Annotated in this window: 9 protein-coding genes; 3 read left to right on the forward strand and 6 right to left on the reverse strand. The window is 71.8% G+C overall.

Going from position 1 to position 14,968, the window contains the following annotated elements:
- Nucleotides 1-48: 48 nt before the first annotated feature.
- Nucleotides 49-2,019, reverse strand: coding sequence for an FG-GAP repeat protein (locus K7C98_RS23715; protein WP_224194023.1), 1,971 nt, complete (start codon nt 2,017-2,019; stop codon nt 49-51).
- 169 nt (nt 2,020-2,188) lie between these two features.
- Between K7C98_RS23715 and K7C98_RS23720 the strand changes: the two genes are divergently transcribed.
- Nucleotides 2,189-3,724: an RNA polymerase sigma factor gene (locus K7C98_RS23720; protein WP_224194024.1), complete on the forward strand. Its 1,536-nt coding sequence runs from the start codon at nt 2,189-2,191 to the stop codon at nt 3,722-3,724.
- 320 nt (nt 3,725-4,044) lie between these two features.
- Nucleotides 4,045-4,335 carry an antibiotic biosynthesis monooxygenase family protein gene (locus K7C98_RS23725; RefSeq protein WP_224194025.1) on the forward strand — a complete coding sequence of 97 codons (291 nt, stop codon included), beginning with the start codon at nt 4,045-4,047 and terminating at the stop codon, nt 4,333-4,335.
- A gap of 96 nt (nt 4,336-4,431) precedes the next feature.
- Here the strand turns inward: K7C98_RS23725 and K7C98_RS23730 are convergent, their stop codons facing one another.
- The 3 genes from K7C98_RS23730 to K7C98_RS23740 form a co-directional block, all read right to left on the reverse strand.
- Nucleotides 4,432-5,967, reverse strand: a complete 1,536-nt coding sequence (locus K7C98_RS23730) for a serine/threonine-protein kinase (RefSeq protein ID WP_224194026.1) — start codon at nt 5,965-5,967, stop codon at nt 4,432-4,434.
- Nucleotides 5,968-6,329: 362 nt separating this feature from the next.
- Nucleotides 6,330-6,737 (reverse strand): response regulator, encoded by a 408-nt coding sequence (locus tag K7C98_RS23735; RefSeq protein ID WP_224194027.1) that lies wholly within the window; start codon nt 6,735-6,737, stop codon nt 6,330-6,332.
- Nucleotides 6,734-9,805: an ATP-binding protein gene (locus tag K7C98_RS23740; RefSeq protein WP_224194028.1), complete on the reverse strand. Its 3,072-nt coding sequence runs from the start codon at nt 9,803-9,805 to the stop codon at nt 6,734-6,736. Before K7C98_RS23740 ends, K7C98_RS23735 begins: the two co-directional genes overlap by 4 nt.
- 236 nt (nt 9,806-10,041) lie before the next feature.
- Between K7C98_RS23740 and K7C98_RS23745 the strand changes: the two genes are divergently transcribed.
- On the forward strand, nt 10,042-11,238 hold the full coding sequence (locus tag K7C98_RS23745; RefSeq protein ID WP_224194029.1) for a mechanosensitive ion channel family protein: 1,197 nt from the start codon (nt 10,042-10,044) through the stop codon (nt 11,236-11,238).
- Between the two features lie 9 nt (nt 11,239-11,247).
- On the opposite strand, the gene K7C98_RS23750 is transcribed toward K7C98_RS23745, so the two are convergent.
- Nucleotides 11,248-11,871 (reverse strand): CAP domain-containing protein, encoded by a 624-nt coding sequence (locus K7C98_RS23750; RefSeq protein ID WP_224194030.1) that lies wholly within the window; start codon nt 11,869-11,871, stop codon nt 11,248-11,250.
- Between the two features lie 456 nt (nt 11,872-12,327).
- Nucleotides 12,328-14,007 (reverse strand): RCC1 domain-containing protein, encoded by a 1,680-nt coding sequence (locus K7C98_RS23755; protein ID WP_224194031.1) that lies wholly within the window; start codon nt 14,005-14,007, stop codon nt 12,328-12,330.
- Nucleotides 14,008-14,968: the final 961 nt, after the last annotated feature.

Raw genomic sequence — 14,968 nt, forward strand, 5'->3', positions numbered from 1 at the left:
CGCGCTGCGGCTGTCCAGCGCGCGTGGGCCGACGCGAGCGCGGAGAAATCAATAGAGGTAGACGGCGCCGGCGCCGTCGGCCGTCTTGTCGGTCGCGTCGCCGCCGATGCCGACGGCGCTGCCGTCCTCGCCGTTCGCGCCGACGGCGAGGGTGCTGCCGTCGGCCGACAGCGCGAGGCCGTAGCCGTAGTAATCGTAGGGGGCGGGGTTGGTGGCCTTGACGTAGGCGCGCTGCGACCAGACGTCGTCGGTGCGGACGAACACGTAGGCGGCGCCGGCGACGAAGACGGAATTGTCGGCCTGGTCGCCGTCGATGCCGGTGGCCTTGCTGGCCTCCTGCGAGGCGCTGATGGCGAGCATGTTGCCATCGGCCGTCAGGGCGACGCGGTAGCCGAACAGGTCGGACATGCCGGGGTTGGAGGCCTTGACGTAGGCCTGCTGGAACCACACGCCCTCGGTGCGCGTGAAGACGTAGACCGCACCCGCGGCGGGGCAGGAGCCGTCGGCCTGGTCGCCGCCGATGCCGGCGGCGCAGCTGTTCTCCTGCAACGAACCGACGGCGAGGGTGTGGCCGTCGGCCGACAGCGCGACGCTCTGGCCGAAGTAGTCGTACTGCTCGGTGTTGGAGGCCTTGACGTAGGCCTGCTGCGACCAGGTGGCGTTGGCGTAGACGAACACGTAGACGGCGCCGGCGTTGGGGGCCGAGGTGTTGGCCTGGTTGCCGTTGATCCCCTTGGCGGCGCTGCTCTCCTTCTCGGAGGCGATGGCCAGGGTCTTGCCGTCGGCCGCGAGCGCGAGCGCAGAGCCGAAATTGTAGCCCGAGCCGGTGTTGGAGGCCTTGATGTACGCTTGATGCGACCAGGTGCCGTTCGATCGGGTGAAGACGTAGACGGCGCCGGCGTCGGCGGCGGTCTCGTCGAGCTGGATGCCGTCGATGCCGGTGGCGCCGCTGCTCTCGTTCGGCGCGCCGACGGCGAGGACGTCGCCGTCGCCGGACAGGGCGACGGTGGTCCCGAACATGTCCTGCTCGCCGGCGTTGGAGGCCTTGACGTAGGCCTGCTGCGACCAGGTCTCGCCGGTGCGGAAGAACACGTAGACGGCCCCGGCGCTGATGGCGGTGTTGTCGGCCTCGTTGCCGTTGATGCCGGCGGCGCCGCTGTCCTCGTTCCTGGCGCCGACGGCGAGGGTGCGCCCGTCGGCCGAGAGGGCGACGACCTCGCCGAAGTGGTCCCCGGAGCCCGGGCTCGAGGCCTTGATGTAGGCCTGCTGCGACCAACTGCCGTCCACGCGGGCGAACACGTAGACGGCGCCGGCGATGGCGAGGGTGTCGTCGGCCTCGTCGCCGTTTACGCCGGTGGCCGCGCTGGCTTCCCGGTATGCGCCCACGGCCAGGGTGTCGCCGGCGGCGGACAGCGCGACGCTGAGCCCGAACGAGTCGCCCTCGTCGGTGTTGGAGGCCTTGAAGTACCCGACGGCTTCGACCATCGAATCGACGACGTCGACCGGCTCGGAGTCGGTGCAGCCCTCGGCGTTGCAGGCCTGGAGGACGTAGCTGGCGCCGATTCGCAGGTGTAGCGGCATCTCCAGGGAGATCGATTCGTCGGCGATGTCCTCGCCGAGCTGGACGTAATCATCGGACCCGGGCAGGCGCTCCTGCAAGCGATAATGCGTGGCGCCGGCCGCGGCGGACCAGCTGAAGTCGAAGCGCTTGATCGCCGAGAAGCTCAGCTGCAGCGTGGTGGCCTCGGGGAAGCCGGGCGGCGGATCGATGGTGTCGCTCGTGGTGGTGGTGGTCGTCGTCGTGGGGGTGGTCGGGCTGGTCTCGTCGGTGTCGCCCGTGCTCGTGTCGGTGGTGGAGCTCGTGGCGGTCGCGGTGGTGCCCGTCTCGCTCGCGGCGCTGTCCGTGGCGACCTGGCCGACCTGCGGGTTGTAAAAACACGCCGGGGCGCCGACGCAGGTCAGCGCGAGGCCGAGCCGGCGCGCCGCCGACCTGCGCTTCAGGGTCTCCGTGTTGGCCATGTCGGGCGATTGTAGGGCGCGAGGCCCGGGCAGGGCAGCCACGGGCGCGGCGGCGCGAATTCGCCGCGCCGCGGACGGGGGGACGGGGCGAAAACGCGCGGAGACGCGCTGCACTTTCCGTTACGATCCGGGCGGGCTGGCTGCAAGGAGCGGATCGAGGAGCCACGCCATGACCGCGACCCCGGGCCGCCCCACCGAGACCCTGAGCCAGGCCTGCGCGCGCCACGAGGCGTATCTGCGCGGCCGTCTGCGCGGACTGGGGGTGCCCGAGGCCGGGCTCGACGACGCGGTCCAGGACGTGTTCGAGGTGCTGGTGCGGCGGATCGAGTCCTACGACTCGCGGTTCTCGCTGCGCCAGTGGATGGCCGGGGTGGCGCGCAAGATCGCCCGACGCCACCGCGAGCGCGGCCTGCGGGCGCCGGAGGGGCTCGACGAGGCGCAGCTGGCCTCGCCGGCGCTCGACCCGGAGGGCTGGGCGGCGCGCCAGGAGGCGCTGGCGGACCTGCGAGCGTTCCTGGGCGAGCTCGATCGCGAGCGCTGGGCGGTGTTCGTGCTGGCGGAGATCGAAGGGCTGCGCGGGACGGAGATCGCGGCGGAGCTCGGGGTCAACCTCAGCACGGTGTACGCGCGGCTACGTGTCGCAAAGGACAGCTTCGAACGGACGATGACGCGACGGCAGCGGGCGGAGCGACGCTCGTGGCTGTTGCTGCCGCTGTTCGGCGAGCCGTCGGGGCGCACCAGCGCGGCGTTCACGACGCCGCTGGCGCTGATCGGGCTGCTGACGGCGAGCGGCGGGGCGGGGCTGGCGATCCGGGGCTGCGCGCCGACGAATGATGGGAGCGCGTCCGAGGCGGCGGTGGTGAATGCGGGGAGGCTCGAATCGGCGGCGACGCCGGTGGGCGCGCTCGGGGTGGAGGCGCGGGAGGTCGATCCGGCGGACGGGGGGGTGCAGGGGCTGCGCGAGACGGCGTCGCGCGAGTCGGAGGGGTGGATCGCCGGCGGCAGCCAGAGCTCGAGCGGTGGGGGATGGACGACGACGTCGCAGCTCCGCTACCGCCTGCTCGGGGACGACGCGATCTTCGAGGTCGAGCTCTTCGGAGACGACGCAGTAGCGACCGACGGCGGGATCGCCTGGGTCGAGCTCGAGGGGTTCGCGCGGGTCGAGGGCCCGGGCTCGTGGTCGCTAGCGCTGGCACCGGCGGAGCAACGGGTGATCACGCTGCGCCTGCGGGCGGCCCGCGACGGGGTGGTGCGCGCGGACTTCCACCACGGGCGCAGGATCGGCGAATCGCAGGGTTCGCACTCGGTGCCGCTGGTGCGCGAGCAGGGGCGGCTCCGGCCCTGCCGCGACCGCGAGTGCGATCGCACGGCCGAAACGATCGCGGAGAGCCTCATCGGCGAGACGGTCGACATCGATCTGCACAATCAGTGCACGACGGCGATCGAGGTGGCGATGCTGCCGTGCGAATTGCTGGTGCCGCCGCCCGACGCGCCCCGGGTGCGGCTGGCGGTCGGAGAGCGGCGCGCGGTGACGATCGACACTGCCCTGTGCGTCGGCCGGGTGCGGGAGGACGGCCGCCTCGGCAGCTCGGCGGGCGGGAGCGACGGGTTTACGATCAGGTTCTACGGCGAGGGCTGCGATTGGGTGGGGTCACACTCGAAGGACCTGCCGCCGGGGCTGGTGCCAGGGCCGACGGGGCGGTGAGCGACGTGCTGGGCCGCTGGACAGCGCGACGGCCGGCGGCGCGGCGCGAGCTTCCGGTGGGCAGGTGCTGTTCGCTTTTGCTGCGCCGTCTTGTGTGATCAGCCGCAAAGGGAATGCGAGGCAGAGGTCGCGGGCTGCGTCGGTATGAATGATTAAAATGTTTAAAGGGGCATGTCTTGAGAGACATGCGAAGATGACGGGCGGGCGTTGCGGCGAATGGGACGGCGCGGAGCGTGCGCGAACTCGCGTCGGGGCGCGACCGCGCGCATGCGCGGCAGGCCGGGTTGTGGTGCCATGCGAGGCCTCAGGAGGCACGAGCCATGGCGATCCGGCAGGTCATCACGTTTCGCGTCCAGCGCGGCGCGGCCCAGGCGTTCATTTCCGGGTTTCAGCCGATCATCGACAAGGTCCGCGGCGAGGACGGGTGCGAGCAGTACGAGCTGTTCGTCGGCCACGGCGACCCCGACGTGCTGGTGATGCTCGAGCGCTCGCGCGACCTCGCGGCCCTGCAGGGCGCGCTGGCGAAGCACTACAAGGGCCCGGACGACCCGTCGGTGGCATTTTTTAAATTGGTCGAGGGGGCGCCGGCGCGCGAGCGCTACGAGGTGTGACGGAGCGTCCAGTCCTTGAGGACATGCCTGAATGGGCATGTTCTCGGGGATATGTCGGTTCAGACATGCCCCATCGAGCATGCGCGGTGATGCGCGTCACTCGTCGTTGCGCATCTTGCAGAGCTTGAGCCAGTCCTGCACCTCGGGGTCGTGCAGGCCGGAGCCGATGGTGATGCAGCTGGCGAAGTCGCCGAGCTCCATCGCGGCCTTGGTCTGCAGCTTGCGGCGCTCGGGGTCGGAGGCCCAGCACTCGCGGTGGCGGCTCTGATCGCGGAGCACGCTCCAGCGCTGGGTGCGGCGGGCCTCCTCCGCCTTCGAGCGGATCCGTTGACAGCGCGCCGTCAGGTGCGCCTCCTCGGTCGTGCCGCCCGGCTCCGGAGCGGTCACGGGGTCCGGCGCGGCGGGGGTCGGCGAGGTGCCGGGGTCGGCCACGAGGGCGGGCCGTCGGGGCTGCGACTTCGCGCTGGCTTCGGGGCCTCGAGGGGTGGGCGCGAGCTCGGGCCCGGGCGGCGGCGGGTCGACGGGAGCGGGTGGTGGGGTCGCCTGCGAGGTGTCGCGCTCCGGCGTGATGGGCACGGGGGTCGTCGTGGTCGGGGTGCGCGCTGCGGGCACGGGCTCGAGCGCCTGGTCGGGCCCGAGCCACACGAAGGCGCCGAGCGCCAGCGCGGCCACGCCGAGCGCGAGGGCGACGCGCCGCGGGGTCGACGATGTTGCGGCGACGGCGGGCGGCTCGGTCGGCGGGGCCTTGGGCTCGGGCGGGAGGAACGGCGCCTGCGGGTGGTGGAGGTCGGCCAGGACCTCGTCGAGGCGGGACACCAGCGCGGCGCCGTTGGCGGGGCGCGCCGCGGGGTCGATGCTGAGACAGTCGGCGATCAGGCGCACGAGCCGGGGCGGGAGGCCGGGGCGGCGGGCGTCGATCGAGGGGGCAGGGTGGAGCAGCTTGATGTTCAAGAGCTCGAAGGTGTGCCGCGCGGTGAACGGCAGCGAGCCGGTGAGCATCTCGTAGAGCATCACGCCGACGGCGTAGACGTCGAAGGTCGGGTTCGGCGCGACGCTGGTCGCCTGCTCGGGGGCCATGTAATCGGCCTCGTTGCGGTGGGCGCCGGCCTCGCTGGCGTGCTCGACGGCGCCGGCGTTGAGCGCGACCTTGGCGGCGAGCCCGAAGTCGAGGAGCTTGACGACCTCGCCGCTCGGCTGGCTCGCCAGCATGACGCTGCCGGGGGTGAGGGCGCGGTGGACGATCCCGGCCCCGTGCACCGCCGCGAGGGCCAGCGCGGCCTGGCGCATGAGCAGGCAGGCCCGGTCGGCCTCGAACACCAGCACCTCGTCGAGCTCGCGCGCGAGGTCGTGGCCCTCGAGGTACTCCATGACGAGGAACAGGCGGCCGTCCGCCAGCGCGCCGGCGTCGAACACCTCGACGATGTGCGGGCTGCCGAGCGAGCCGGCCTTGCACGCCTCGACGCGGAAGCGGCGGGCGATCGCGGCGCGGGCGCTCGGCTCGGCGTGGAGCACCTTGATCGCGACCCGGCGCCGGAGCTCGAGGTGCTCGCCGAGGTACACGGCGCCCATCCCGCCCTCGCCGACGACCTCGCCGACGCGGTATCGACCTTCGAGCAATGTCCCTGGGGACATGTCCCTGTCGACAGGTGGCGACGGCTCGTCGGACGCTCTGGCTTCGAGGTTGTCCATCGGCGAGTGCGAGCGAGCGTCCGAGCGTACCACGAGGTCCGCGCAGGACGCCGACGGCGCGGCGCTGCGCGGGCCCCCGATGGCGCGGGTTTTTTCGGCGGCCGCGCACCCGCGCGCGCGCGTGGTGGCGATCGCCTCTGCGGCCGGGGATGTTCGATCCGCGAGCGCGCACCGCGATACGCGGGCGTGCATGTGCCCGGGTGTGGGCGCAGCGGCGCCTTCGTCGCCGCAGGCGCCGGGGGAATTCGCGGGCGTTCGGCTCACATGTCTCTGAAGACAGGTGAGTGCAGGGCGCGGCGAGCGGATCAGCTGCGGGCCTGCACGGCGGCGCCGACGAGGCGGAGCAGGTCGTCGAGGTCGACGGGCTTTTGGATGCACTCGAAGGCGCCGGCGTTGCGGCAGCGCTGCTCGGTGTCGTCGGACGCGTAGCCGGTGACGACGATGACGGGCAGGCGCGGGTCGAGCTGGCGCAGACCGATGAGCGTGTGCAGGCCGTCGATGCCGGGCATGCGCATGTCGGTGATGGCGACGTCGAAGCTGCCGTGCCTGCACAGCTCGAGCGCCCGTTCGCCGCTGTCGGCGACCATCACCGCGTAGCCCTCGCTCTCGAAGAAGTCTTGCAGGATCTCGAGCATGTCGCGCTCGTCGTCGACCACGAGCACCCGGGGGACGGCGCAGGCCTGGCTGGCGCCCTCGGCGTCGGCGGCGCTCACGGGGCCTCCTCGGCGAGGCGCGGCGGTTCGGCGGCGCGCGGGGGCTCGGGCGGGACCAGCGGGAGCCACAGGCGGACGGTGGTGCCGTGGCCGAGCGCGCTGTCGAGGCGGATCGAGCCGCCCTGGGCCTGGACGAACTTCTGCGTCATCGGCAGGCCGAGGCCGGTGCCCTTGCCCGGGGCTTTGGTGGTGTAAAACGGTTCGAACACGTGGGGGAGGGCCTGCGGAGCGATGCCGACGCCGCTGTCGCGGACGAGGATCTCGGCGCCGTCGATGTCACCGTCGCCGGCGGCGGCGCGCGCGTGGACCTCGATGATACCACCTCGGCTGGTGGCATCGGCGGCGTTGCCGATGACATTCAACAGCGCGGACTCGAGCGCGGGCCGGTGGACCACCAGGGCCGGCAGGGCGTCGGGGGAGAAGTCGGCGACGAGACGGATCCCCCGCTCCTCGGTCTCGGGCCGGACGAGCTCCAGCAGCCAGGTGAGCACCTGGCCGAGTTCGCAGCGCTCGGCCACCTGCGGTCGGCGGCGCGAATAGGCCAGCAGGGCCTCGACCAGGGCGGCGCAGCGCTGCGAGTGGCGTTCGATCCGCTCGAGGGTGCGGCGGACGAACGGGTCGCGGGCGCCGCGGCGCAGCAACATCTGGGCGCTCATGCGAATGATGGCGACCGGGTTGTTGAGCTCGTGCGACAGGCCGGCCACCAGCGTGCCGACGGCGGCCATCTTGCTCGACTGTACCAGTTGTTCCTGGGTGTCCTTGAGGGCGCGGAGGGTCCGCTCGAGCTCGACCGTGCGGGCGACGACCTCGAGGTGGACGCGGTGCAGGCGGAGGGCCGCGCCGACGCGGGCGCGCAGCTCGGCGGGGGCGAACGGCTTGGGCAGGTAGTCGTCGGCGCCGACCTCGAGGCCACGGACGGTCTCGTCGCGGCTGGCCTTGGCGCTGAGGAGGACGACGGGGATGTCGCGCAGGTCCGGGGCGCGCTTGAGGCGGGTGACGAGCTCGTAACCGTCCATCTCGGGCATCATGATGTCGGAGACGATGACGTCGGGGCGGCGGGCGCGGGCGGCGGCGAGGGCCTCGGCGCCGTTGGCGGTGAGGACGATGTCGTGGTCGTCGCGGAGGATCGAGGCGATGTAGGCCCGCATGTCGGCGTTGTCCTCGGCGACGATGATGCGCGGGCGGCCCTCCGCAGCCGCGGAGTGCTCGACGGGGGCGGGGACGCCGGGGGTCGGGTGCAGCGGGCGAGCGGGCCGCGGACGGGGCGGCTCGGCGTCGACCAGGCGGTCGGGATCGATCGGCAGCTCGACGGTGAAGCAGGCGCCGGCCCCGAGCGCGCTCGCAAGGGTGATGCCGCCGCCCATCTCCTCGGCGAACTCGCGGACGATCGCCAGGCCGAGGCCGGTGCCCTCGTGCTTGCGGCTGATCGAGCTGTCGAGCTGCTGGAAGCGCTGGAACACCCGCTCGTGCTCCTCGAGGGGGATGCCGGGGCCGGTGTCGCGGACCGAGAGGCGCAGGCGGTCGGGGCCGGTGTGCGCGAGCGAGACGACGACGGTGCCGCCGAGCGGGGTGAACTTGAGGGCGTTGCCGAGGAGGTTGAGGACGATCTTCTCGAACATGCGCCGGTCGAGCGGGACGGTCCGCAGGTCGGGGTCGAGCTCGTGGCGGAGGGTGATGCCGGCGCTGTGGGCGGCGGGCTCGGCGTCGAGGACGATGCCCTCGACGAGGTCGTGGACGTCGACCGGCTCCCACCGGACCTTCATCTTTCCGGCCTCGATCTTTTGATAGTCGAGGATGTCGTCGACGAGGCGGCCGAGGCGCGAGGCGTTGCGCCACACGCGGGTGAGCGCGGCGCGGGTGGCGTCGCTGAGCGGCTCCGAGACGTCGGCGAGCAGCGCCTCGAGCGGGCCGAGGATCAGCGTGAGCGGGGTCCGCAGCTCGTGGCTCATGACCGTGAGGAACTCGCTCTTGGCCCGCAAGGCGGCGTCGGCGGCCTCCTTGGCGCGCTGGAGCTCCATCTCGATGCGCTTGCGCTCGGTGATGTCGACGTAGATCCCGAGCAGCCCGGTGACCTCGCCGGCGTCGTCGCGGATCGGAACCTTGCTGGTGAGGATGCAGGTCTGGCGCCCGTCGGGCAGCCGCAATGGCTCCTCGATGTCGAGGATCGGGACGCCGGTCGACATGACCCGCTCGTCGATCATGCGGAAGAAGTCGGCCTCCTCGCGGCTGTCCCAGATGTCGTGGTCGGTCTTGCCGAGCAGCTCGTCGACGGCGGTCAGCCCGGTGTGCGCGAGGAACTTCTGGTTGCAGCCGAGGAACCGGCGCTGGCGGTCCTTCCAGAAGATCGCCTGCGGCACGTTGGCGAGCAGGTACTTGAGGACAGATTGCTGCGCGGCCAGCTTGTCCATCGCCCGCTCGCGCTCGGTGACGTCGAGCGCGACGCCGAGGACGCCGGAGATCTGGTGGGGCCGCTCGTACACCGGCGCGTAGTGGACCTCGAACACGCGGCCGCGCAGCTCGCCGACCACCGAGACCTGCTCGCCGGCGAGGGAGCGGCGGACGGCGTCGCAGATCCACGGCACGTCGCGGTAGACGTCGAAGGTCGAGCAGCCGACGTTGGTGCCGGCGACGCGGCCGAGGACCGCGAGGCCGTGGCCCTCGCTCAGGGTGATCGTGCCCTCGGCGTCGACGCCGAACAGCACGAGCGGCGCGTGGTCGAGGATCGTGCGCAGCCGGTCGTTGCCGGCGACCGCGGCCGCGTGCGCGTGCGGGTCGTCGCGGAGGAACACCCAGGCGTCGTCGTCGCGCGGGACGATCCGGACGGCCAGGCTGATGCCGCGGCGATCGCCGGCGCTCAAGCGCACCTCGCAGGCGCCGCTGCAGGCCTCGAGCAGCGCGCCGTCGGGCGCGCCCGGGAGCAGCGCGGACAGCTCGCAGCCGACCAACGCGGCGCGCTCCGCCCCCAACACGCGCTCGGCGGCGGCGTTGGCGGCCCGGACCGCGCCGTCGCGGGTGACGACCAAAAACCCGTCGTCGAGCAACTCGGCCAGCTCTGTCCCCGGAATCACGACCTGGAGAAGGATACTGGAGCGCCGCCGGCTCCTCGGCGCGGGCGGCGAAAACGGCGTAGGCGCCGTCCCATGTGCGCGCGGGCGCTCCGCCGCGGGGGCCGCGGGTTTGCCGCAGCCCGGAGACCGCGCTGCTCCGCGCCCCCGACCGGCGCCGGCGCCGTGGGCCGGGACCGCCGCTCGCGCCAGTGATCAAGTCTGAACAGGCATGTTCTCGTGAACATGTTCGATCGGTCATGTCCGCGGGTGCCTCGTCCGCCGCGGCCGGCGGCGTGGCGCGGGCGGCGAAGTCGATCATGTTTCCGGCGATGACGGAGGCCCTCGAAACGCTGCTCGGGCGGACCTGGCTCGGGATCACCGGCCTGCAGTGGTTGGCGGCCGCGGTGATCCTGCTGGCGCTGACGCCGACGCTGATGCTGATCCGGCGGACGGCGGCGAGGCGGCTGCGCAGCTACGCGGTGCGCAGCGCGTCGGACGTCGACGACGTGATCGCCGATCTGGTCGAGCGCACGCGGACGTGGTTCCTGGCGCTGATCGGGCTGCGGCTGGCGACGGTCACGCTCGACCTGCCGGAGCGGTGGGACCAGCGGGTGCACACGGCGCTGATCATCGGCGGGATGATCCAGGGCGGGCTGTGGGCCAGCACGGTGGTCCGCTACCTGGTCGACCGCCGCTTCGCCCGCCACGTGCAGGCCGAGGGGGCGGCGCCGCAGGTCACGCCGATCGCCCAGACGATGCTGCGATTGGCCGGCCTGGTGCTGGTGTGGACGGTGGTCGTGCTGGTGGTGCTGTCGGCGTTCGGCATCAACATCACGGCGCTGGTGGCGGGCCTCGGGATCGGCGGCGTGGCGGTGGCGCTGGCGGTGCAGCAGGTGCTGGGCGACATCCTGGCGTCGATCTCGATCATCGTCGACAAGCCGTTCCAGCCCGGCGAGTTCATCGCCGTGGGCCAGGTCATGGGCACGGTGCGGCGGATCGGCGTGCGCAGCACGGTGCTGGCCAGCCTCTCGGGCGAGGAGCTGGTGCTGTCGAACAACGACCTGCTGTCGAGCCGGATCCAGAACTTCACGCGCATGCGGGAGCGGCGCGTGGTGTTCCGCGTCGGCGTGGTCTACGCGACGTCGCAGGAGCTGATCGAGCGGCTCCCGGGGCTGCTGCGGGCCGCGGTCGAGCGCCGCGAGCAGGTCCGCTTCGACCGCGCGACGCTGGTCAACTTCGGCGAATCGGGGCTCGAGTACGAGGTGGTGTACATCGTGCTGTCCGCCGATTACAATCTATACACCCAGATCCACCAGCAATTGCTGTTCGAGCTGCTGCGAGAGATGCGCGGGCTCGGCTACGAATTCGCGCTGCCGAGCCGCACGCTGTACGTGGTGCCGCCCGAGGGCGCCCCGGCGGCGGGCCAGGCCGAGCCGGCCGCGGCGCCGGGGTGAGGCCGTTCGTCAGTTCTTGCCGAAGTCCTGCGTCCAGTAGTGCTTGTAGGTCGCGCCGGCGGCGTAGTAGTAGCCGACGCCGAGGTGCTTGTAGTTGCCGTTCATGATGTTGTTGCAGTGGCCGGTGCTGGCCATCCAGCCGTTGACGACCGCGGCGGCGGTGTTGTAGCCGGCGGCGATGTTCTCGCCGGCGGCCTTCCACACGTAGCCGGCGGCGGTGATGCGCTGGCTGAAGGAGGAGCCGTTGGAGCCGGTGTGGCTGAAGAAGTTGTTGACGCCCATGTCCTTCGAGTGGTTGCGGGCGGCGCAGCGCAGCTGGGCGTTGGCGGTCACCGGGGGCACCGGCGGCTTGCTGACGCCGCCGCACACGGCCCCGGCGGCGCGCTTCTGATTGACGAGGGTGAGCACCTGATCCTCGAGCGTGGCCCAGGCGGGGGTCCAGCCGGCGTCGCTGCACGCGAACGAGGGGTCGACCGCGTCGGTGAGCTCGTCGATGCCGAGGTCCTCGAATTGCTGCTCGAGGCCGATCCCGACGAAGCCCTCGCCGACGGGGTTCGCGGTGTCGTCGTCGACGTCACAGGCGACGGGGGCGAGCAGGGCGAGGAGGGCGAGGATGCGCGGAGTGTTTTGCATAATTGCATCTATATCATCACAGCCGCGGGCGTCGTCGCGCGCGGCCGCCCTCGAGCGAGCGCTGCCGCGCCCGGCCGATCCCGCCGGGCCGCGAACGGCGAAATGCGCCGGCGTGGATCGATAATATGTCTTGAAGGACAGGCGTCTCGCGGTGTCGTGTGATGAGCCGAGGCCGCCAGGGAACGCCGTCCGGCCCCGCATGAGGTCGAGGATACCCAAATCGAAGGATCGACGAGTAGTCGCGCGAATCTCGGCGTTTTCGCGGCCGCGTCCCCGCATCGGCGGACTGTCAGAGCAGAGCGCGAATGTGTGTAGCGAAGATCCTGACGAGCGGCGAAGGGTCGCCGGGGTGGCTCGCGCGTGGGAGGTGGTGCGACGTCCCACGAACGAGGGCGTGCGGCGGCGGATCGTGGAGTGCCCTGATTCGCGGCGGGCGGTGGATCGGCGAGCCGGGAATCAGGGCAGGGCGACGAGCAGGGGGACGGCGCTATGGGTGCCGTTGCCGGCGTCGCCCTTGCCGAGCTGCCCGAACGAATTGAGGCCCCAGGCCCAGACGCCGCCGTCGGCGTCGAGGACGACGGTGTGGGCGAGGCCGGCCGCGATCGCGTGCACGGGCGGGAGGCCCGGGACGGCGGTAGGCTCGCTGCGGTCGAGGGCGTCGCCGAGGCCGAGCTGGCCGTTGAAGTTCTGACCCCACGCCCACAGCGTGGCGTCGCCGGCGAGCGCGAGCGCGAGCGAGAGGTTGCCGGAGGCGGCGACGGTCAGGACGTCGGCGAACTCGGCGACGGTGACGGGCAGCAGCTCGTCGTCGACGTTCACGCCGTCGCCGAGCTGGCCGCTGGCGTCGAGGCCGCAGGCGGCGAGGCTGCCGAGCGGGGCGAGGGCGAGGGTGTGGGCCTTGCCGGCCGCGACGGCGGCGGCGTCGACCATCGAGATGACCTTCGGGACAGGCGAGTCGAGGGTCGTGCCGTCGCCGAGCTGGCCGTCGCTGCCGTTGCCCCACGCCCACACCGCGCCGGCGCCGTCGACCGCGAGCGAGTAGGAGCCGCCGGCGGCGATGGCGACGATGTCCTCGAGGTCGGGGATGACGGCGGGCGCGGCGTCGCCCTCGCGGCCGAGCTGGCCGTTGCTGTCGGCCCCGAACGACCACACGTGGCCGTCGTCGGTGAGCGCGAGGCTGTGCCGCTGACCGGCGGCGACGAGCACGACCTCGGGCACGCCGGGGACGATCGCGGGGGTCGAGAGATCGGGGCCGGGACCCAGGCCGAGCTGCTCCTCGTCGTTGCGCCCCCAGGCCTTGACGGCGCCGTCGGCCGTGACGGCGAGCGAGTGATTGAGGTTGGCCGACAGCGAGACGGCGTCGCCCAGCTCGACGAGCTCGACGGCGTCGTGGTGATCGACGAGGTCGCCCGCCGCCAGCTGGCCCTCGTTGTTGCGGCCGAAGCCCCAGGCGACGCCGTCGACGAGCGCGAGCGAGTGGGCGCCGCCGGCAGCGACGGGCACGCCGAGGTGGACGAGGCGCGTGCTGCTGCCGATGTTGTCGGCGGCGTCGCGGGCGACGATCTCGACGGTGTTCCAGCCGCGGGCGAGGCGAAGGTCGGCGGTGAAAGCGGCGTCCGGGCCGGGGGCGATCGGGAGCGAGACGGGGGCGCCACCGTTGAGCAGGAGGTCGACGGCGACGACGCCGGTGTCGTCGCTGGCCTCGCCGGTGACGAGGAGGCGCCGACTGGCGAGATGCACGCCGTCGAAGGGGCGCAGGATGACGACGCCCGGCGGGGTGTCGTCGACGGCGCCGGTGGTGCTGGTGCTGGATGTGTCGCCGGTCTCGGTGGCGGTGGTGTCGTCGGTCTCGGCGGTGGTGGTGTCGCCGGTGGTCGAGGTTGCATCGGTGGTCGAGGTGACCGGCTGGGTCGTGCTCGTCTCCGGCTCGGTGGTGGTGGTCGTCGGAGCCACGGTCGTGCTGGTGCCCGGATCGGCGGTCGAGGTGGTCGGCGCGGCGGTCGGATCTGGCTCGGTGGTGCCGGTGCTGCTGGTTCCGCTGCTGCCGTCGCTCGCGCTGGTCTGACCGTCGTCCCCGCAGGCAGAGAGCGAGAGGGCTGCGACGAGGAGGGCGGGGAGCGGACGGCGGCGGGTCATGATGTCTCTTGGGCCAGGTCACGGCGAGGCCACCGGGAGGGCGGAACGCGCGATTTCGTGCCGGTCTTTTTGATATCAGCTTTCAAAACTGTCGGTCAATCTCCTGGGATGGGGCTCTCCGCCGGGTTCTGTGTGAGCAAGGATCAACTTTGGCTTTCATTTTCAAGACGGGACGGTCGCGGGTCAGGGACGCCCTGGAGGATATGGCTATAAAAACATGTCTTAAAGGACATGGTAATTAAAACATGTTCGCAAGGCCTACATGGCCGCCGCCGGTCACGCGCTGCAAAGCGTCACCGGTGCGCATTGCGGCGAGGACACGCCGCCGCAGGAGCGGAGGGACGATGGCTGCTGTCACATCCGCGGAGGTGCTGATGCGTATGCCTCCGGCCTGCACGGTGTGGTGATTGCGACGGAGTGTGCGTGGCGGTGAAGACGCCGCGTGATCGTGGGCGCGCGTGCCGCGTGGGCGGGGGCGGCTGGTCCCTTGCGCGGGCTGTGAGGGCGAGGGCGGGCTCTGCTGTGTGATACCCGCGTGAAACGTCGCATCCGGGGTTGCGCTTAACGCGCAGGAGCGACGGACGGTGGGTACAAGCTGGGTAAAATGTGAGATTGCTCCTAAATTGTGCCCAGAAAATTCACCCTCGAATGTGGGCTGCGAATTTTGGCGCGCGGGCCGCCGGGACGGACGGGGCGCAGGGCCGGTCTGCCGCCGTTCGGCGATCACGATCATGCCCGAACGAGCATGTTCTTCAGGACATATGTGCAATTGCCGCGGGCGCGGTCGTGCGGGCGGCGTCGGGGACGCACCATTGACGGAGGGCGCGGGCGCGAGTGAATGTAAAGAGTGGAGGTGGTCTGATGAATCTCAGCAATCGGCAGCTCATCAGTCGGGCGGCTCTGGCGGCGCCCGTGTGTCTGGGCCTTCTCGCTGGGGCCTGCAGCGAGGCAGGCGGGCGAG

Source organism: Nannocystis pusilla (genome assembly GCF_020073745.1).
Lineage (GTDB): Bacteria > Myxococcota_A > Polyangia > Nannocystales > Nannocystaceae > Nannocystis > Nannocystis radixulma.